The organism is Streptomyces sp. NPDC001020, assembly GCF_053599115.1.
The window spans coordinates 15,035-32,964 of record NZ_JBSFLQ010000039.1; the positions used below are offsets into that span (position 1 = coordinate 15,035).

The following is a 17,930-nucleotide window of genomic DNA, read 5'->3' on the forward strand; positions in this document are numbered from 1 at the left end:
TGTCGGCGGGACGAAGTAGTCTTGAGCCCATGCCTGAACGCCGTACCGTCGCACTCGTCACCCTTGGCTGCGCCCGTAACGAGGTGGACTCGGAGGAGCTCGCAGGCCGTTTGGAGGCGGACGGCTGGCAGCTTGTCGAGGACGCCGCGGACGCGGACGTCGCGGTCGTGAACACATGCGGATTCGTCGAAGCCGCCAAGAAGGACTCCGTCGACGCCCTGCTGGAGGCCAACGACCTCAAGGACCACGGGAGAACGCAGGCCGTCGTGGCGGTGGGCTGCATGGCCGAGCGGTACGGCAAGGAACTCGCCGAAGCCCTCCCGGAGGCCGACGGTGTGCTCGGGTTCGATGACTACACGAATATCTCGGACCGGCTCCAGACCATCCTGAACGGCGGCATCCACGCGTCGCACACCCCTCGTGACCGGCGCAAGCTACTGCCGATCAGCCCCGTGGAGCGGCAGTCCGCATCGGACGTGGCTCTCCCCGGGCACGGCGCCCCCGTGGACCTCCCCGAGGGCGTCGCCCCGCAGTCGGGTCCCCGTGCGCCCCTGCGCCGCCGACTGGACGGATCCCCTGTCGCCTCGGTGAAGCTCGCCTCCGGCTGTGACCGGCGGTGCTCCTTCTGCGCCATCCCGTCCTTCCGTGGCTCCTTCATCTCCCGCCGCCCGAGCGACGTGCTGAACGAGACGCGCTGGCTGGCCGAGCAGGGCGTCAAGGAGATCATGCTGGTCTCCGAGAACAACACCTCGTACGGCAAGGACCTGGGCGACATCCGCCTCCTGGAGTCCCTGCTGCCGGAACTCGCCGAGGTGGACGGCCTCGAGCGCGTCCGCGTCAGCTATCTGCAGCCCGCCGAGATGCGGCCCGGGCTCATCGACGTGCTCACCTCCACTCCGAAGGTCGCGCCCTACTTCGACCTGTCCTTCCAGCACTCCGCGCCGGACGTGCTGCGCGCGATGCGGCGCTTCGGTGACACCGACCGCTTCCTGGAACTGCTCGACACCATCAGGAGCAAGGCCCCGCAGGCCGGCGTGCGCTCGAACTTCATCGTGGGCTTCCCCGGCGAGACCGAGGCGGACCTGGCCGAACTGGAGCGCTTCCTGACCGGCGCGCGGCTGGACGCGATCGGGGTCTTCGGGTACTCCGACGAGGACGGCACGGAGGCGGCGACGTACGAGAACAAGCTCGACGAGGACGTCGTCGCCGAGCGGCTGGCCCGTGTCTCCCGGCTGGCCGAAGAACTGGTGTCGCAGCGCGCCGAGGAGCGTGTCGGCGAGACCGTGCACGTGCTCGTGGAATCCGTCGACGAGGAGGAGGGCGCCTACGGCCGTGCCGCGCACCAGGCACCCGAGACGGACGGCCAGGTGCTGTTCACAGAGCGCGAAGGTCTTGTCGTCGGCCGTATGGTCGAGGCGAAGGTGGTCGGTACGGAGGGGGTCGATCTGGTGGCCGAGCCGCTCGCCGGCTCAGTCGGGGGCCCTGAGGAGGCGGGCAGATGACGGGAATCCCGGCATCCGCAGCGGGCGGCTCTTCGGGTGCGCGGGGCACCGCGTCCGGCGCCCAGGCTGCCTCCGGTGTTCCGGCCGCCGAGGCGGTGCAGGGCCCGGGTGCCCCCGGAGCCTCCGGCACCCGGGACGGCGTACGACCGGCGCGGGGCGGCAAACTGACGGCCGCCGCGGTCAACCAGGCCAGCATCTGGAACGTCGCCAACCTCCTGACGATGCTCCGCCTGCTCCTCGTACCGGGCTTTGTCGCGCTGATGCTGGCCGACGGCGGGTACGACCCCGCGTGGCGCTCGCTCGCCTGGGCCGCCTTCGCCATCGCCATGATCACCGACCTGTTCGACGGCCATCTGGCGCGCACGTACAACCTCGTCACGGACTTCGGGAAGATCGCCGACCCCATCGCGGACAAGGCGATCATGGGCGCGGCGCTGATCTGCCTGTCCTCGCTCGGTGACCTGCCGTGGTGGGTGACGGTGGTGATCCTCGGCCGTGAGCTGGGCATCACCCTGCTGCGCTTCCTGGTGATCCGCCACGGCGTGATCCCGGCGAGTCGCGGCGGCAAGCTGAAGACCCTGACGCAGGGCGTGGCAGTCGGCATGTATGTGCTGGCGCTCACGGGATGGCTTGCGAGCCTGAGGTTCTGGGTGATGGCCGTGGCACTCGTCCTGACCATCGTCACCGGACTCGACTATGTGAGACAGGCCATCGTGCTGCGCAGGCGCGGAATCGCCGAGCGCCGGGCCGTGGCCGAGGAGACGGAGCGTTGAACTCCCTGGCCATCGAGGTGCTGCGACTCCTCACGGCGAGGGGCGAGACGCTCGCCGTCGCCGAGTCGCTGACCGGTGGCCTGGTGGCCGCGGAGATCACGGCGGTGGCCGGGGCCTCCCGATCCTTCCGTGGCTCCGTCACTGCCTACGCCACCGATCTCAAGCGGGACGTCCTCGGGGTCGACGGCACCCTGCTGGCCGCGCGCGGTGCGGTGGATCCACAGGTCGCGGCCCAGATGGCGGCCGGCGTACGCAAGGCGCTCGGGGCGGACTGGGGGCTCGCGACAACCGGTGTGGCCGGGCCGAAGACGCAGGACGGGCAGCCGGTCGGTACGGTTTTCGTGGCGGTGGACGGGCCGTTCGAAGAGGTCCCCGGCGAATCCCGTGGCGGGAAAGTGGCCGCCCTGCGGTTGAACGGCGATCGTTCGGAAATCCGTAGGGAGAGTGTACGGAGCGTACTCGCACTGCTTCTGGAGGAGCTTGCGGGCGAACAGACCGGGAATGAGCGGGCACAGGATACTGAAGAGAACGGGGGGACTTGATGCTTGCAGCCCTGAGTGAACACAACAGCGCTCCCCGCACGGCCGCGGCGCAAGGCGGTACGGTGGGGCGTGAAGGATGCGGTTTCGCGGTCCGAGGAGGGAGCCACCGATGATTCTGCTCCGTCGCCTGCTGGGTGACGTGCTGCGTCGGCAGCGCCAGCGCCAGGGCCGTACTCTGCGCGAAGTCTCCTCGTCCGCCCGAGTTTCGCTCGGCTATCTCTCCGAGGTGGAGCGGGGGCAGAAGGAGGCTTCCTCCGAGCTGCTCTCCGCGATCTGCGACGCGCTGGACGTACGGATGTCCGAGCTCATGCGAGAAGTGAGCGACGAACTCGCACTCGCCGAGCTGGCACAGTCGGCTGCGGCCACCGAGCCGGTACCCGCACCGGTGCGTCGCCCGATGCTCAATTCCGTGTCTGTCACCGGTGTCCCACCGGAACGGGTCACGATCAAGGCGCCCGCCGAAGCAGTGGGCGTGGTCGCCGCCTGATCCTCACACGCGTGGACGGGTGAGGCGGCAGTATGTGTCAGAGCCCCGGCCGGGGCTTCTCCGGACAGATCCGGAGAGGTTCGGCTGGGGCTCTTGTACGTCCGGGAGCGTATGCGGGCACGGCTCGCAGGGCATGCGCGTGCTTCGGCGCGCGGATCTGGCCGGCGGCCGGTGGCGGCCGGTGCCGGGCCCAGCGGGCGGGCTCCCCGATTGCCGGGCCCACGCGCGGCGGTCATGGTGGAAGGCAGGGGCTCGGGGCTGTACGAACCCTCGCGGAGGAAGCTGATGTACGTCGTGAAGAGCCCGCTGCCCGACGCGGACCTCAAGATCGTCTCCGAGGCGCTGCAAGGTGCCCTGGTCGATCTGGTGGACCTCTCCCTGGTGGCGAAACAGATCCACTGGAACGTGATCGGGCCGCGCTTCCGTTCCGTCCATCTCCAGCTCGACGAAGTCGTCGACAGCGCACGGCGGCACTCCGACACCGTGGCCGAACGGGCCTCGGCTCTGGGCGTCCCGCCGGACGGGCGGGCCATGACGGTCGCCCAGGGCAGCGGTATCGGCTCCGTGCCTCAGGGCTGGGTCAAGGACACGGACGCGGTCGGCGCCCTGGTGTCGGCGCTGGGCGCGGTGATCGCGCGGATGCGGGAGCGGGTGGACGCGACCGCAGAGCCGGATCCGGTGAGCCAGGACATCTTCATCTCCATCACCGCGGACCTCGAGAAGCACCACTGGATGTTCCAGGCGGCGCACGGGTGAGCGCCGAGCATCGCGAGGGCCTCCCGCACCCGGGCGGGGGACCGGGCGCGCGGGGTGCGCCGGGTGCGACGGTTGTCGGGGGCAGGCGCTGGTTCCGGTGCGCCCGTGTGCCGGTGGTGCGCCCTTCCTGGCCGTGACAGGGCATTCTAGGGTCTGGTTCCTCGGGTGGGAGGTGACGGCCATGGCGGGGCGTGCAGCGCGCTGGGGGGCGGCGCTGGCGCTGGGTGCGCTGTGGTGGTGGGGGGTGCTCCGACTCGCGCTGGCACCCGATGCGGGGGTGCTGGAGGGGGCGGTCGCGGCCGGCGGGTGGGGGCTGAGCCTGCTGCCGGTGCATTGCGTGCCCAAGGCCGGTGCCGTTGGGGCGGCCGGGTCGGGCCGATGGGTACGGTCCCGGCCGCGGTGGCGGGCCGCGGGAGGACGGGGGAGGGGCGCGTAACCAGGGTGAGGGGACTGCTCCTGCAACGGTGTGGTGTGACGGGGAGTCGGGGCGGTGCGCGGGTGATCGGGGAACCCCCCGGGGCCGCCCTGTCGGCCAGTCCGCGCAGCACTGTGCGCCAGTGACGGTGTGAACGACCTGACGGGTGGTCAACCGTATGTAAAGGGAGGGCGCTTGCGTGATTCCGCGGTATCCGGGGTCGGGCCCGACTGGCAGGTCGGACACCAGTAGGTGGGGCGCTCGCGGGAGCCGTCGCCCTGGTCGGCCACCCGGACCGGGGTCCCACAGCGCAGACAGGGGTGAGGCGCGCGGCCGTACACGAAGAGCCTTTGTTCGCGCCGTCCGGTGGTGCTGCGCGCAGGGCTGTCGCGGTTCGCCTCCAGGAGCCTCTTGGCGAGGGCGGGTAGACGGGCGGCGTGCTCGGCGCGGAGGCTGCCGACGGGGAGCCAGGGGGTCGCGCCCAGCAGGAAGCAGAGTTCGCTCTTGTAGACATTGCCGATGCCGGCCAGGTTGCGCTGGTCGAGAAGGGCCTCGCCGAGGGGGCGGGCGGGGTCGCGCAGCAGGTTCTCCAGTGCCCTGCCGGGGTCCCAGTCGGGGCTCAGGAGGTCGGGGCCGAGGTGGCCGACGGCGCGGTGCTCGTCGGCGGTGCGGAGGAGTTCCAGGACGGGCAGGCGGTAACCGACGGCCGTACGGTCGGCGGTGCCGAGGATGGCCCGGATCTGATGGGCGGGGCCGCCGCTCCAGCGCTGCCCCGGCGCATAGACCTTCCACGCGCCGTCCATCATCAGATGGGAGTGCAGCGTGAGCCCGCCCTCGATACGGGTGAGGAGGTGCTTGCCGCGCGGGGTGACGTCCAGGACGGTACGCCCCGTGAGGTCGGCCGTGGCGTATCTGGGCACCCGGAGGTCGGAACGGGTCAGTACCCTGCCCGCGAGCGCCCCCCGTAGACGCTTCGCTGCTTGGTAGACGGTGTCACCTTCGGGCATGGCTCAAGGGTGACATGCCGGGGGACGCCGACCGGTGGTGCGCCGGGCCGCCCGGTTCTGCGCCGCACCACGCCGGGGCGCCGCAGGCTCACGGGCGGATGCGCAGCCCTCGCGGGGTCGCGATGAAGCCCGCGCCTTCCAGGAGTATGCCGAACGGGGACGAGAGGGCGGAGGCGCCATTGACCCGCTCCACCGTGACCGTGCCGAGGGAGCCCGCCCGTGCGGCCGCCGCGAGGGCCTCGGCGGCCGTGCGTAGTCGGGCGTCCTCCGCCGGACCGGTCCCCGGAGCCGAGGGCCAGGCCAGCAGGGTCTTGCCACCGCGCTCCATGTAGAGGGCCAGCTCGCCGTCGACGAGGACCACCAGCGAGCCCGCCTTGCGCCCCGGCTTGTGCCCCGCACCCGTCGGCGGCTCGGGCCAGGGAAGCGCCGAACCGTACGCGTTCGCCGGGTCGGCGGCGGCCAGGACGAGGGCCCGGGGGGAACTGGTGGAACGGGTACGGTTCGGCGGCAGGCCCTGCGCGGAGCGGGTACCGAAATCCGCGGCGGAGAAGCCGGAGCCCGATCGCGGGCCTCCGAAACCCGGGGCCGACAACGGGTCCGGGAGAGACCGGCCCTTGCCGAAGGCGTCGGTGACGCCGGTGGCGAACGGGTCCTCGAGATCGTCGCGGGCGCCGGCGCCCGCCGCGTCGTCCGGGCGGCCGCCGTAGCCGGAGGCGGTGTCCAGGGCGCCGAACGGGCCGGGCCCGGTGCCGGGAGTACCGGCCGGGGCGAGGGGATGTCCGCTGCCCCCGGCGAATTCGTTCGGGTAGCCGTTTCCGGCGCCTGGCCCTGCTGCGCCCGGGTCAGGCAGCGGCTCGCCCCGCTCGCGCGCGTTCGCCACCGCGCGCAGCCGGTCCACCGCGCCGTCCATCGCGAACTGTGCCGCGCCGAGCCCCTCGACCACATAGCCGCGCCGTGCCTGACCGCTCTCCTCGAAGGCGGACAGGATGCGGTACGTCGCCGAGAAGCCACCCTCCACACCCTCCGCGGCCACCGCCCCCCGGGTCACCACGCCGTGCCGATCCAGCAGGGTCCGGGCCAGGGCGTGCGCGCGGACGGTGGGATCGGCCTCGCGCGCGGGAAGCAGTGACCAGCGGCCCGCGACGGTCGGAGGGCCCGTACGGGACTGGGGGCGGGCGGTGGCCGTCAGGGAGCCGTAGCGCCCGCGCGGGACCGTGCGCTTGGCACGGTGGGCGGTGGAGCCCGCGGTGCGACCCGAGCCGAGCAGCGACCGCATCGGTGCGAGCGTGTCGTTCGTCAGTCGCCCCGACCAGGCCAGGTCCCAGATCGCGTCGGCCAGCTGTGGATCCGTGGCGTCCGGGTGCGTCGTGGCACGGACCTGGTCGGCTATCTGGCGGAAGAACAGGCCGTAGCCACCTGAGAGGGCGTCCAGGACCGACTGGTGGAGGGCGGTCAGCTCCAACGGGGGCGGAGCGGGCAGGAGCAGCGGGGCCGTGTCGGCCAGATACAGCGAGACCCAGCCGTCCTTACCGGGCAGCGCACCCGCGCCCGCCCACACCACCTCGCCGGCGGCCGTGAGTTCGTCCAGCATGCCGGGCGTGTAGCGCGAGACGCGGGACGGCAGGACGAGTTTCTCCAGGGCGGACGCGGGCACGGACGCGCCCTGCAACTGCTCGATCGTCCGCACCAGCCCGTCGACGCCTCGCAGTCCGTGCCCGCCGCCGATGTGCTGCCACTGCGGCAGGAACTGCGCCAGCGCGGCCGGAGCCACCGGCTCCAGCTCATGCCGCAGCGCCGCCAGCGACCGGCGCCGCAGCCTGCGCAGCACCGCCGCGTCGCACCACTCCTGGCCGATTCCCGCCGGATGGAACTCCCCCTGCACGATCCGCCCGGCCGCCGAGAGCCGCTGCAGCGCGCCCTCCGTGACGGCCACGCCGAGCCCGAACCGCGCGGCCGCGTTGGCCGAGGTGAAGGGGCCGTGCGTGCGCGCGTACCGCGCGAGGAGGTCGCCGAGCGGGTCCTTGACCGGTTCCGTGAAGGCTTCCGGGACGCCCACCGGCAGTGCCGTACCGAGCGCGTCGCGCAGGCGACCGGCGTCCTCGATGGCCGCCCAGTGGTCGACGCCCGCGATGCGGACCTTGATGGCGCGGCGGGCGGCACCCAGTTCCTGGGCCCAGTGCGGCTCGGTGCCGCGCTCCGTCAACTCCGCGTCGGTGAGCGGTCCCAGCAGTCGCAGGACGTCCGCGACGCCTTCGATGTCCTTGACGCGCCGGTCCTCGGTGAGCCACTGCAGCTCGCGCTCGAGCTCGGTCAGCACCTCGGCGTCGAGCAGCTCGCGCAGCTCCGCCTGACCCAGCAACTCGGCCAGCAGCCGGGAGTCCAGCGACAGTGCGGCGGCGCGCCGCTCGGCGAGCGGCGAGTCCCCCTCGTAGAGGAACTGTGCGACGTACCCGAACAGGAGTGAGCGGGCGAAGGGGGACGGCTCCGGCGTGGTGACCTCGACGAGCCGCACCTTGCGGGACTCGATGTCGCCCATCAGCTCCACGAGTCCGGGGACGTCGAAGACGTCCTGGAGACATTCGCGGACGGCCTCCAGAACGATCGGGAACGAGCCGAACTCGCTGGCGACCTGGAGCAGTTGGGCCGCGCGCTGGCGCTGCTGCCACAGCGGGGTGCGCCTGCCCGGGTTGCGGCGCGGCAGCAGCAGCGCGCGGGCGGCGCACTCGCGGAACCGGGACGCGAACAGTGCCGAGCCACCGACCTGGTCGGTGACGATCTGGTCGACCTCACCCTTGTCGAAGACGACGTCCGCCGCGCCGACGGGCGCCTGCTCGGCGCCGACCGACATGTCCACAGAGGCGCCCGCCGGCGGCTCCTGGTCGAGCAGGTCCAGGCCCATCAGATCGGCATCGGGAAGCCGCAGCACGATGCCGTCGTCGGCGTGCATGACCTGCGCGTCCATGCCGTACCGCTCGGCCAGCCGGGCACCCAGCGCGAGTGCCCACGGAGCGTGGACCTGGGCGCCGAAGGGGGAGTGGACGACGACCCGCCAGTCGCCCAGCTCGTCGCGGAACCGCTCGACGACGATCGTGCGGTCGTCCGGGACGTGACCGCAGGCCTCGCGTTGCTCCTCCAGGTACGACAGCACGTTGTCCGCGGCCCAGGCGTCGAGCCCCGCCGTCAGCATCCGCAGCCGTGCGTCCTCCGTGGACAGCGAGCCCACCTCGCGCAGGAACGCGCCTACCGCACGGCCCAGTTCGAGCGGGCGACCCAGCTGATCGCCCTTCCAGAAGGGCAGTCGGCCGGGAACGCCGGGCGCGGGGGAGACCAGGACGCGGTCGCGCGTGATGTCCTCGATCCGCCAGGAGCTGGTGCCCAGCGTGAACACGTCCCCGACCCGGGACTCGTACACCATCTCCTCGTCCAGCTCGCCGACCCGGCCGCCGCCCTTCTTCGGATCGGACCCGGCCAGGAAGACCCCGAACAGCCCACGGTCCGGGATCGTGCCCCCGGAGGTGACGGCCAGCCGCTGGGCGCCTGGCCGGCCGGTGATCGTGCCCGCGACCCGGTCCCACACCACCCGCGGGCGCAGCTCCGCGAAGGCGTCGGAGGGATAGCGGCCGGCGAGCATGTCCAGCACCGCCGTGAAAGCCGACTCCGGGAGCGAGGCGAAGGGGGCGGCCTGGCGGACCGTGGCGAGGAGGTCGTCGAACTGCCAGGTGTCGAGGGCGGTCATGGCGACGAGCTGCTGTGCGAGCACGTCCAACGGGTTCGCCGGAACCCTCAGCGACTCGATCGCTCCCGTGCGCATCCGCTCGGTGACCACGGCGGACTGCACGAGGTCGCCGCGGTACTTGGGGAAGACCACGCCCGTGGAGACCGCGCCGACCTGGTGCCCGGCGCGGCCCACTCGTTGCAGCCCGGACGCCACGGACGGCGGCGACTCGACCTGGACGACGAGGTCCACCGCACCCATGTCGATGCCCAGCTCCAGGCTGGAGGTGGCGACGACGGCAGGCAGCCGGCCCGCCTTGAGGTCCTCCTCGACGAGGGCACGCTGCTCCTTGGAGACCGAGCCGTGATGGGCGCGGGCGAGTACCGGAGGCGCACCCTGGGCCGCGCCCGAACCGCCCATCAGTTCGGCGGGCGCGTGGTGCTCCGGCAGTGTCTCTCCGGTGGCCCTCTCGTACGCGATCTCGTTGAGCCGGTTGCACAGCCGCTCCGCGAGACGGCGGGAGTTGGCGAACACGATCGTGGAGCGGTGGGCCTGGACCAGATCGGCGATCCGCTCCTCCACATGCGGCCAGATCGACGGGCGTTCCGCACCCTCGGCCGCGTCGGCGACCGGGGAGCCGCCCAGCTCGCCGAGGTCCTCGACGGGAACGACGACGGACAGGTCGAACTCCTTGCCGGACTCGGGCTGGACGATCTCCACTTTGCGGCGCGGGGAGAGGAAGCGCGCCACCTCGTCCACCGGGCGCACGGTGGCGGACAGGCCGATACGGCGCGCGGGCTTGGGCAGCAGTTCGTCGAGCCGCTCCAGGGAGAGCGCCAGATGCGCGCCCCGCTTGGTGCCCGCCACGGCGTGCACCTCGTCCAGGATCACCGTCTCCACGCCCGTCAGTGCGTCGCGCGTGGCCGAGGTCAGCATCAGGAACAGCGACTCCGGCGTGGTGATCAGGATGTCCGGCGGGCGGGTGGCCAGGGCACGGCGCTCGGCGGCCGGGGTGTCGCCGGAGCGGATGCCCACCTTCACCTCTGGCTCCGGCAGGCCGAGCCGCACCGACTCATGGCGGATGCCCGTGAGCGGACTGCGCAGATTCCGTTCCACGTCCACCGCGAGGGCCTTCAGCGGGGACACGTACAACACCCGGCAGCGCTTCTTGGGGTCGGCGGGCGGTGGAGTGGACGCCAGCTGGTCGAGTGCGGCGAGGAACGCGGCCAGCGTCTTGCCGGAACCGGTCGGGGCGACCACGAGCACATCCGAACCCTCGGCGATGGCGCGCCACGCCCCGGCCTGGGCAGCGGTGGGCGCGGAGAACGCCCCCGTGAACCAGCCGCGGGTCGCGGGCGAGAAGCCGTCAAGGGCTCGGTGTGCGGAACTGACCATGGATCCATCCTGCACCCGCCCACTGACAAAGCCCCTGACCTGTGTGAACGTCCTCGCGAGGACGCCGGGGGGAGCGGTCACGGGCCGCCCGGTGGTGACGCAGAATGGGATCCATGGCGGGTTCCGGGGAGCGGGCGCGGCACTGGCGGTACGAGGAACTGCCCGGTGTCGATCTGCTGCGGGCCCGCTACATCCGCAAGACCTTCCTGCGGCACACCCACGAGAACTTCGTGATCGCGGCCATCGCGGACGGCGTCGAGATCTTCCATCACGGTGGTGCCGACCAGTACGCGGGGCCGGGTGCCCTGGCACTGGTCAACCCCGACACCTCGCACACGGGCCGGGCCGGCGGACCCGAGGGCTGGCGGTACGGGGCCGTGTACCCCTCGCCGGAACTGGTGGCCGAGATCGCCGCCGAGACGACCGCCCTGCGCGGAACCCCGGGCTTCACCAGCCCGGTGCTGGAGGACTCGTACGCCGTCGGTCTGGTCCACGAGGTGCTCCGGGCGGCGGACGAGGGCAACGCGCTCGCCGCCGACACCCTGCTGCGGGTCGCCGTGACCCGGCTGCTCCGCCTGAACGGCGGGCCGATGCCCCAGTGCGCCGTGCGCACCGCGGGCGCCCGCGCCGCTGCACGCGCGCGTGCCGTGCTCGAGGAGCGGATGGCCGAGCCGCCGACCCTGGAGCGGCTGGCGGCCGGCCTCGGCACCAGCCCGTTCGCACTGTTGCGCGCGTTCCGCGACACCTACGGCATGCCGCCGCACGCCTGGCTGACCGACGCCCGGGTCCGTCGGGCCCGCCGCCTCCTGGACGCCGGCATCGCACCCGCCCAGGCGGCCGTCGCCGTCGGGTTCACCGACCAGCCGCACCTCAACCGCCACTTCACCCGCATCGTGGGCGTGCCTCCGGGGGCCTACCAGCGGGGAACGCAGGGGCGAGGGCCCGCGCGCCCCGGGCGCAAGAACGTACAAGACCCGCTGAGCGGCCGCTCGTAGCGTTGCGAGCGTGGCAGAACAGACCGCTCTCGCAGACATACGCAGGGACGACAACGGAAAACCGGGCGCCGCGGTCGTCCGGGACGCCCTGGGAGTCGGGGTCGCCGTTGGGCTCTCCGGCTTCGCCTTCGGGGTGACCTCGGCCGGCAGCGGGCTCACGCTCCTGCAGACCTGTGCGCTCAGCCTCCTGGTGTTCACCGGTGCCTCGCAGTTCGCCCTCGTCGGCGCGCTCGCCGCCGGCGGAAACCCGTTCACAGCGGCCGCAGGCGCCTTCTTCCTGGGCGTGCGCAACGCCTTCTACGGACTACGCCTGTCGCAGTTGCTGGCCCTCCCGCGTGCGGTGCGGCCGTTCGCCGCCCAGTGGGTCATCGACGAGACCACGGCAGTCGCGCTCGCCCAGCCGTCGCGGCGCAGCGTCCGCATCGGCTTCACCGTCACCGGGCTCACCCTCTACGTCCTGTGGAATCTGACCACGCTCCTCGGGGCGGTCGGCGCGCAGGCCGTCGACAATACGGACGCGTGGGGCCTGGACGCCGCCGGGCCCGCGGTGTTCCTGGCGCTGCTCGCGCCGAAGCTGAAGACCACCACCGAGCGCGCCGTGGCGGGCGCGGCCGCGGTGCTCGGGCTCGGCCTGCTTCCGGTCCTGCCTGCAGGCGTCCCGGTCCTGGTGGCGGCACTGGCGGCCCCGGCCGCCCTCTTCGCGGAAGGCTGCTGGAAGGCCCACGGCAAGGTGGCTGCCGGGGACGACGCGCCGAACCGGGACCGGAACGACGTGAACGGCGACGCACAGGGGGAAGACCGTTGAACGTCTGGATTGCGATCGGTGTGACCGCCGTCGGCTGCTACGCCGTCAAACTCATCGGCCTGCTGGTCCCCGCCGGAGTCCTGGAGCGTCCGCTCGTGCAGCGACTCGCGACCCTGCTGCCGGTGGCCCTGCTGGCCGCCCTCACGGCACAGCAGACCTTCGCCGACGGCCGCGGTCTCGTACTGGACGCCAGGGCCGCGGGGCTCGCCGCGGCTGCTGTGGCACTGCTGTTGCGCGCCCCGTTCCTGCTGGTCGTCGGCGCGGCCGTCGTGGTGACGGCGGGGGTGCGGGCGATGACGGGCTGAGCGGAGGCTGGCCGCACGCGCGCGTGGCTGTGCGGTCAGCCGAGCACCCGCCCGTACACCGCAGGGGTGCGCAGCACGTCGGCGATCACGGGGCGCGGCACTCCGGGCGGTGCCCGGAGACCGAGCGGTAGCGGTTCGGCGCCACTCTCACGGGCGGGATACTTGAGTCATGCGTTTGACGGTCTTCTGGCAGCGGATGGCGGATCACTTCGGCGAGGGTTACGCCGACACCTTCGCGCGCGATCACGTGATGTCGGAGCTCGGCGGGCGCACGGTGCACCAGGCCCTGGACGCCGGCTGGGCGGCCAAGGACGTGTGGCGCGCGGTGTGCACGGCCATGGACCTGCCGCATGAGAAGCGCTGAAGCGCCCCGGAACGTCGAAGGTGCCTCAGTGCGCCAGTGACGTCGGCGAGATTCTCCGGATGAGGGCTTCCCAGGACGTCCCGAGGCTCACCAGGTGACGGCCGTGCAGACCCGCGCACCGAGCACGGAGGCTCAGCAGCCGCCGATCGCCGCGGGCGAACCGCTGCTTTGCGGTGGCGCTCCAGGGCGCACGGAACAGCGGTCAGGTCGGCGTGGGCAACACGTGTATCGCCAGGCGGAGACACCCGGGGAACCACGCCGTCACCGAAGGACGTCTGAGGAATGAGACGTAAGTGATGCGAGGCGTTGGGTGGGGGCGGAGTGCACCCGGACGGTGGACTGGGCGTGGGTCTTACTCCGACGGAGACGGCTGCTCTCCTGCTGGGCAAGATTCGGCAAGGTATCGACTATGCCCGCGGAAAGAAGCGGCAGTTCCGTCGACGCGCTTCGGTGATCAAGCTGCTGACACTGGCACTGTCTGCGGCCTCCACCATCATCCTGGGCCTGCGCATATGGGCAAACCTGGCCTTCGCGCTGGTGGCCCTCGTGACGGTGACGGGAGCTGTCGAACCATTCTTCAACTGGCGCTCCCGGTGGGTGCTGATGGAAGAAACGCAGTATCGCTTCCAGCGTCTCGCCGATGACCTGGAGTACCTCGTGGCATCGACGCCTGCCGCCGACCTGACGCATGACCATCTTGGCAGCATCTATGGTCGGTATCAGGCTGTTTGGGATGATCTGAGTCGCACGTGGCTGGAGCACCGTCGCGAACCGGCACCGTCGTCGAGTGCCTAGTCGGCACGCCGTACGGAAGCGCACTGTGGGACTCGCGCCAGTCGCAGGCGGCCATGCCTCGGTCGGTGTCACAGGACAGCCGCCGCCCCCTGGGGCTCGAGGGGCGCGCTTGACACGAAAATCGAACATCCATTCTTATGGAGGCTCCGGTGAGGCTCTCGGCGGGGGTTTCCCCACGTTTCCTGGGGAAGTGCCCGAGTTATCCACAGGCCGAACGGGCGTCGGGGCGCATTGTCAGTGGCAGGCGTTAGCGTCTTTGACGTGAAGCGATCGACTCAAGCAAACCGGGTGGAACCCATGGCAGGAACCGACCGCGAGAAGGCCCTGGACGCCGCGCTCGCACAGATTGAACGGCAATTCGGCAAGGGCGCGGTCATGCGCATGGGCGAGCGGTCGAAGGAGCCCATCGAGGTCATCCCGACCGGGTCGACCGCCCTCGACGTGGCTCTCGGTGTCGGCGGCCTGCCGCGCGGCCGCGTGGTGGAGATCTACGGACCGGAGTCCTCCGGTAAGACGACCCTGACCCTGCACGCGGTGGCGAACGCGCAGAAGGCCGGCGGTCAGGTCGCCTTCGTGGACGCCGAGCACGCCCTCGACCCCGAGTACGCGAAGAAGCTCGGCGTCGACATCGACAACCTGATCCTCTCCCAGCCGGACAACGGCGAACAGGCGCTGGAAATCGTGGACATGCTGGTCCGCTCCGGCGCGCTCGATCTCATCGTCATCGACTCCGTCGCCGCGCTCGTCCCGCGCGCGGAGATCGAGGGCGAGATGGGTGACAGCCATGTGGGTCTGCAGGCCCGCCTGATGAGCCAGGCCCTCCGGAAGATCACCAGCGCGCTCAACCAGTCCAAGACCACCGCGATCTTCATCAACCAGCTGCGCGAGAAGATCGGCGTGATGTTCGGCTCTCCGGAGACCACGACGGGTGGTCGGGCGCTGAAGTTCTACGCGTCGGTGCGTATCGACATCCGCCGCATCGAGACCCTGAAGGACGGCACGGAGGCGGTCGGTAACCGCACTCGGTGCAAGGTCGTGAAGAACAAGGTCGCCCCGCCCTTCAAGCAGGCCGAGTTCGACATCCTCTACGGGCAGGGCATCAGCCGTGAGGGCGGCCTGATCGACATGGGCGTCGAGCACGGCTTCGTCCGCAAGGCCGGCGCCTGGTACACGTACGAGGGCGACCAGCTCGGCCAGGGCAAGGAGAACGCGCGCAACTTCCTGAAGGACAACCCCGACCTGGCCAACGAGATCGAGAAGAAGATCAAGGAGAAGCTGGGCGTCGGCGTGCGCCCGGAGGAGCCCGCCACCGAGCCGGGCGCTGACGCGGCGGGTGCCACGCCCGCGGCCGGGGACACTGCCAAGACGGCACCCGCGGCCAAGGCCGGCAAATCCAAGGCGTCGGCGGCCAAGAGTTAGCCCATGACACGACGAACCGACTGGGCCGAGTACGCCCACCCCGTCGCCGCGCAGGGGTCGCGGAGCCCAGGCAACGGGGGGACCGTCGGGGACGGTGACGGAGCGTTCGACACTGTGCGCGGTGACGGGGGTGCGTACGAGGACACTCCGATCGGTGGTGCGCGAGGGGGGCGCCGAAGACGCCAGCGGCGCGGTGCCGAAGAAGCGGCCGGCGGCGCACCGGACGGAGGCTCTCCCTTCTCGTCGAGGGCCGAGGAGGGGGAGTCCTCCGGGGATCCGGCCGAACGGGCACGGACGATCTGTCTGCGCCTGCTCACCGGGACCCCGCGCACGCGCAAGCAGCTCGCGGACGCCCTTCGTAAGCGGGAGATCCCCGAGGACGTGGCGGACGAGGTGCTGTCGCGGTTCGAGGAGGTCGGCCTGATCGACGACGGCGCCTTCGCGGACGCCTGGGTGGAGTCCCGGCACCACGGCCGGGGCTTGGCTCGCCGGGCGCTCGCGCGGGAGCTGCGGACCAAGGGCGTGGACTCCACGCTGATCGACGAAGCGGTGGGGCAGCTCGACGCCGAGCAGGAGGAGGCGACCGCGCGTGAGCTCGTCGCCCGCAAGCTGCGCGCGACGCGAGGACTCGACCGCGACAAACGCCTGCGCCGCCTCGCGGGCATGCTCGCCCGTAAGGGCTACTCCGAGGGGATGGCCCTGCGTGTGGTCCGCCAGGCCCTGGAGGAGGAGGGGGAGGAGACGGAGGGGCTGGAGGACGACAGGTGCTGACCGGTGGTGCTGTACCGGCGCTGGAAGCCCGCGCCCTCCGAAGCCCACCGACCTCGGTCAGCTCGCGCTCGCCGTGGCCTCCGCCTCCGCCTTCGCCGGGCCGCCCAGTGTCGCCTCCGCGGCCTGGTACAGCTCCGCGGGACGGACCCCGCTCAATGCCGTGACCAGATGGCCGTCCGGGCGGATCAGCAGGACCGTGTGCGCCGCCGCGCCCGGATAGTCCTCGGCGACCAGCAGTTCCGCAGGGTGCGGCAGGGCCGTCACCGCCGCAGCCAGCCGGGGCATGATCCCGGCCGACACCCAGTGCTTGCGCTCCCACACGCCCGTGCCCGGGGCGACCAGCACCACCAGCAGCGCACCGTGCCCCAGTCGGTCCCGCAGCCGTACGAAGGAGCCGTCCTCGGCCGTCACCCGCACATTGACGACCTGTGCGCCGGGCTCGGTTTCCAGCGGCGTTGCCGACTCGGTGCGCGGCGGCGTGAGCCGCGAGGCCGCGTACGCCCCCGGCGCGCCCAGCGCGCCGAGCCCCAGATGGCCGTCCGCGAGCAGCGCGTCATGGCCGCGGGCGGACCCCGGCACGTACGAACGCAGGCTCCCGCCGCCGCGCAGCGCCGGAAGGGCCTGGTCGGCGGCGCGCAATCGGGCCGCGACCACCGCGCGGCGCTCCGCCTGGTAGCTGTCGAGCAGAGCCTGGTGCGGGCCGTGGTGCCAGGCCAGAGCCAGCTTCCAGGCGAGGTTGTCGATGTCCCTGAGCCCCTCGTCCAGGTTCTGGGTGCCAAGCGTGCCGAGCAGATGCGCGGCGTCCCCGGCGAGGAACACCCGGCCGGCGCGCCAACGGCGGGCGAGCCGGTGGTGGACGAGGTGGACCCCTGTGTCCAGCAGGTCGTACTCAGGGTCCGAGCCCCCGCTCCAGCCCGCGAGGGTCTCCCGGACGAGGGTCAGCAACACCTCGGGTGTGACCAGGTCCTTGCCCGGTGGCAGCAGCCAGTCCAGGCGCCATACGCCATCGGGCAGGGGGCGCGCCGTGACCTCGCCGACCGAGGGGCCCGATGTCCGCCATGGCGGCATCCGGTGCAGCAACGCTTCGCCGGGCCGGGGCAGTTCGGCGCGCAGGGCGGCCACGGCGTGCCGCTCCACGGCCGTGCGGCCCGGGAAGCGGATGTCGAGCAGCTTGCGCACGGTTGAACGCGATCCGTCGCAGCCGACCAGGTAACTGCCGTGCCACCAGGTGCCCTGGGGGCCACGGGTGTGGGCCGTGACACCGGACGGCTCCTGTTCGAGGGAGTCCAGCCGGCTCTCCACGGCGACGTTGATCAGCGGCTGGTCGGCGATGGCCTGGCGCAGCGCACCCGTGAGGGCGTGCTGGGCGATGTGCAGCGGGGCCGGTCCCGCCACGGCGGCGCCAGGTCCTTCGACCGCGCCCTTGCGGCTCTCGGGCCACTCGGAACCCTCGGGCTCCAGCGCCGCACCGACGGGCTCGAAGGCGACCTCCCGGGTCACCTGCTTGCGCCGCATCGACCGCCAGCCGCTCCAGCGCAGTCCCGCCCCGGCGAGTGGCACCCCGCTCAGCCGCTCCATCAGCGCGGCGGTGTCCTCACGGAGTACGACGGTGCGCGCGGCCCGGTGTTCGTCCTTGCCCGGGCCCTCGTCGAGGACGACGGAGGGTACCTCCTGGCGTGCCAGCGCCAGCGCGAGCGAGAGCCCGACGGGCCCCGCTCCGACGATGATCACCGGTTCCACGGCGCGGCGCCCCCTGCCCTGAGCGATGTCCTGAGGAACACCGACCTCTTGAGGAACACAAGGGAACAGGCAGTTGGAGCGGGGTGCACGATCACACAACGTATGCAACCCATTGCCGCTGCCCGCGTCAAGCGACAGGGGCAG

Annotated in this window: 16 protein-coding genes; 13 read left to right on the forward strand and 3 right to left on the reverse strand. The window is 71.9% G+C overall.

Annotated features, from left to right (window positions below):
* The first annotated feature begins 29 nt into the window (after positions 1-29).
* From rimO to ACWDEX_RS29560, 6 genes are all read left to right on the forward strand, one after another.
* Positions 30-1,502: a 30S ribosomal protein S12 methylthiotransferase RimO gene (gene rimO / locus ACWDEX_RS29535; RefSeq protein WP_450467404.1), complete on the forward strand. Its 1,473-nt coding sequence runs from the start codon at positions 30-32 to the stop codon at positions 1,500-1,502.
* A complete protein-coding gene (gene pgsA / locus ACWDEX_RS29540) occupies positions 1,499-2,275 on the forward strand; it encodes a CDP-diacylglycerol--glycerol-3-phosphate 3-phosphatidyltransferase (protein ID WP_450467406.1) in 777 nt (258 codons plus the stop codon). The genes rimO and pgsA overlap by 4 nt, the downstream gene beginning before the upstream one ends.
* The gene (locus tag ACWDEX_RS29545) at positions 2,272-2,817 is read left to right on the forward strand and encodes a CinA family protein (protein ID WP_450467408.1); all 546 of its coding nucleotides are present in this window, start codon (positions 2,272-2,274) and stop codon (positions 2,815-2,817) included. Before pgsA ends, ACWDEX_RS29545 begins: the two co-directional genes overlap by 4 nt.
* A gap of 109 nt (positions 2,818-2,926) precedes the next feature.
* A complete protein-coding gene (locus tag ACWDEX_RS29550; protein ID WP_450467410.1) occupies positions 2,927-3,304 on the forward strand; it encodes a helix-turn-helix domain-containing protein in 378 nt (125 codons plus the stop codon).
* 285 nt (positions 3,305-3,589) lie between these two features.
* Entirely contained in the window at positions 3,590-4,060 is a 471-nt protein-coding gene (locus ACWDEX_RS29555) for a Dps family protein (RefSeq protein WP_450467412.1), read from the forward strand.
* 181 nt (positions 4,061-4,241) lie between these two features.
* Positions 4,242-4,496 (forward strand): hypothetical protein, encoded by a 255-nt coding sequence (locus tag ACWDEX_RS29560; RefSeq protein WP_450467414.1) that lies wholly within the window; start codon positions 4,242-4,244, stop codon positions 4,494-4,496.
* A 149-nt stretch (positions 4,497-4,645) separates the two neighbouring features.
* Here the strand turns inward: ACWDEX_RS29560 and ACWDEX_RS29565 are convergent, their stop codons facing one another.
* Positions 4,646-5,482, reverse strand: a complete 837-nt coding sequence (locus ACWDEX_RS29565) for an Fpg/Nei family DNA glycosylase (protein ID WP_450467416.1) — start codon at positions 5,480-5,482, stop codon at positions 4,646-4,648.
* 88 nt (positions 5,483-5,570) lie between these two features.
* A complete protein-coding gene (locus ACWDEX_RS29570) occupies positions 5,571-10,592 on the reverse strand; it encodes an ATP-dependent helicase (RefSeq protein ID WP_450467417.1) in 5,022 nt (1,673 codons plus the stop codon).
* 113 nt (positions 10,593-10,705) lie between these two features.
* Here ACWDEX_RS29570 and ACWDEX_RS29575 point away from each other — a divergent pair, with 113 nt between their 5' ends.
* The 7 genes from ACWDEX_RS29575 (at position 10,706) to recX (ending at position 16,046) form a co-directional block, all read left to right on the forward strand.
* Positions 10,706-11,587, forward strand: a complete 882-nt coding sequence (locus tag ACWDEX_RS29575; RefSeq protein ID WP_450467419.1) for an AraC family transcriptional regulator — start codon at positions 10,706-10,708, stop codon at positions 11,585-11,587.
* Positions 11,588-11,597: 10 nt separating this feature from the next.
* A complete protein-coding gene (locus ACWDEX_RS29580; protein WP_450467420.1) occupies positions 11,598-12,392 on the forward strand; it encodes an AzlC family ABC transporter permease in 795 nt (264 codons plus the stop codon).
* Complete coding sequence (locus ACWDEX_RS29585) at positions 12,389-12,697, forward strand: AzlD domain-containing protein (RefSeq protein WP_450467421.1); 309 nt, start codon at positions 12,389-12,391, stop codon at positions 12,695-12,697. The genes ACWDEX_RS29580 and ACWDEX_RS29585 overlap by 4 nt, the downstream gene beginning before the upstream one ends.
* Before the next feature lie 169 nt (positions 12,698-12,866).
* On the forward strand, positions 12,867-13,061 hold the full coding sequence (locus tag ACWDEX_RS29590) for a DUF3046 domain-containing protein (RefSeq protein WP_450467422.1): 195 nt from the start codon (positions 12,867-12,869) through the stop codon (positions 13,059-13,061).
* Positions 13,062-13,406: 345 nt separating this feature from the next.
* Positions 13,407-13,856: a DUF4231 domain-containing protein gene (locus ACWDEX_RS29595; protein WP_450467423.1), complete on the forward strand. Its 450-nt coding sequence runs from the start codon at positions 13,407-13,409 to the stop codon at positions 13,854-13,856.
* Positions 13,857-14,153: 297 nt separating this feature from the next.
* On the forward strand, positions 14,154-15,275 hold the full coding sequence (gene recA, locus ACWDEX_RS29600) for a recombinase RecA (RefSeq protein ID WP_450467424.1): 1,122 nt from the start codon (positions 14,154-14,156) through the stop codon (positions 15,273-15,275).
* A 3-nt stretch (positions 15,276-15,278) separates the two neighbouring features.
* Complete coding sequence (recX, locus tag ACWDEX_RS29605; protein ID WP_450467426.1) at positions 15,279-16,046, forward strand: recombination regulator RecX; 768 nt, start codon at positions 15,279-15,281, stop codon at positions 16,044-16,046.
* 57 nt (positions 16,047-16,103) lie between these two features.
* On the opposite strand, the gene ACWDEX_RS29610 is transcribed toward recX, so the two are convergent.
* The gene (locus ACWDEX_RS29610) at positions 16,104-17,786 is read right to left on the reverse strand and encodes an FAD-dependent monooxygenase (RefSeq protein ID WP_450467427.1); all 1,683 of its coding nucleotides are present in this window, start codon (positions 17,784-17,786) and stop codon (positions 16,104-16,106) included.
* Positions 17,787-17,930: the final 144 nt, after the last annotated feature.

Coding starts and splice junctions, on each gene's coding strand:
- rimO (WP_450467404.1), top strand. CDS start 30: ATGCCTGAACGCCGTACCGTCGCACTCGTCACCCTTGGCTGCGCCCGT.
- pgsA (WP_450467406.1), top strand. CDS start 1,499: ATGACGGGAATCCCGGCATCCGCAGCGGGCGGCTCTTCGGGTGCGCGG.
- ACWDEX_RS29550 (WP_450467410.1), top strand. CDS start 2,927: ATGATTCTGCTCCGTCGCCTGCTGGGTGACGTGCTGCGTCGGCAGCGC.
- ACWDEX_RS29555 (WP_450467412.1), top strand. CDS start 3,590: ATGTACGTCGTGAAGAGCCCGCTGCCCGACGCGGACCTCAAGATCGTC.
- ACWDEX_RS29560 (WP_450467414.1), top strand. CDS start 4,242: ATGGCGGGGCGTGCAGCGCGCTGGGGGGCGGCGCTGGCGCTGGGTGCG.
- ACWDEX_RS29565 (WP_450467416.1), bottom strand. CDS start 5,482: ATGCCCGAAGGTGACACCGTCTACCAAGCAGCGAAGCGTCTACGGGGG.
- ACWDEX_RS29570 (WP_450467417.1), bottom strand. CDS start 10,592: ATGGTCAGTTCCGCACACCGAGCCCTTGACGGCTTCTCGCCCGCGACC.
- ACWDEX_RS29575 (WP_450467419.1), top strand. CDS start 10,706: ATGGCGGGTTCCGGGGAGCGGGCGCGGCACTGGCGGTACGAGGAACTG.
- ACWDEX_RS29590 (WP_450467422.1), top strand. CDS start 12,867: ATGCGTTTGACGGTCTTCTGGCAGCGGATGGCGGATCACTTCGGCGAG.
- recA (WP_450467424.1), top strand. CDS start 14,154: ATGGCAGGAACCGACCGCGAGAAGGCCCTGGACGCCGCGCTCGCACAG.
- recX (WP_450467426.1), top strand. CDS start 15,279: ATGACACGACGAACCGACTGGGCCGAGTACGCCCACCCCGTCGCCGCG.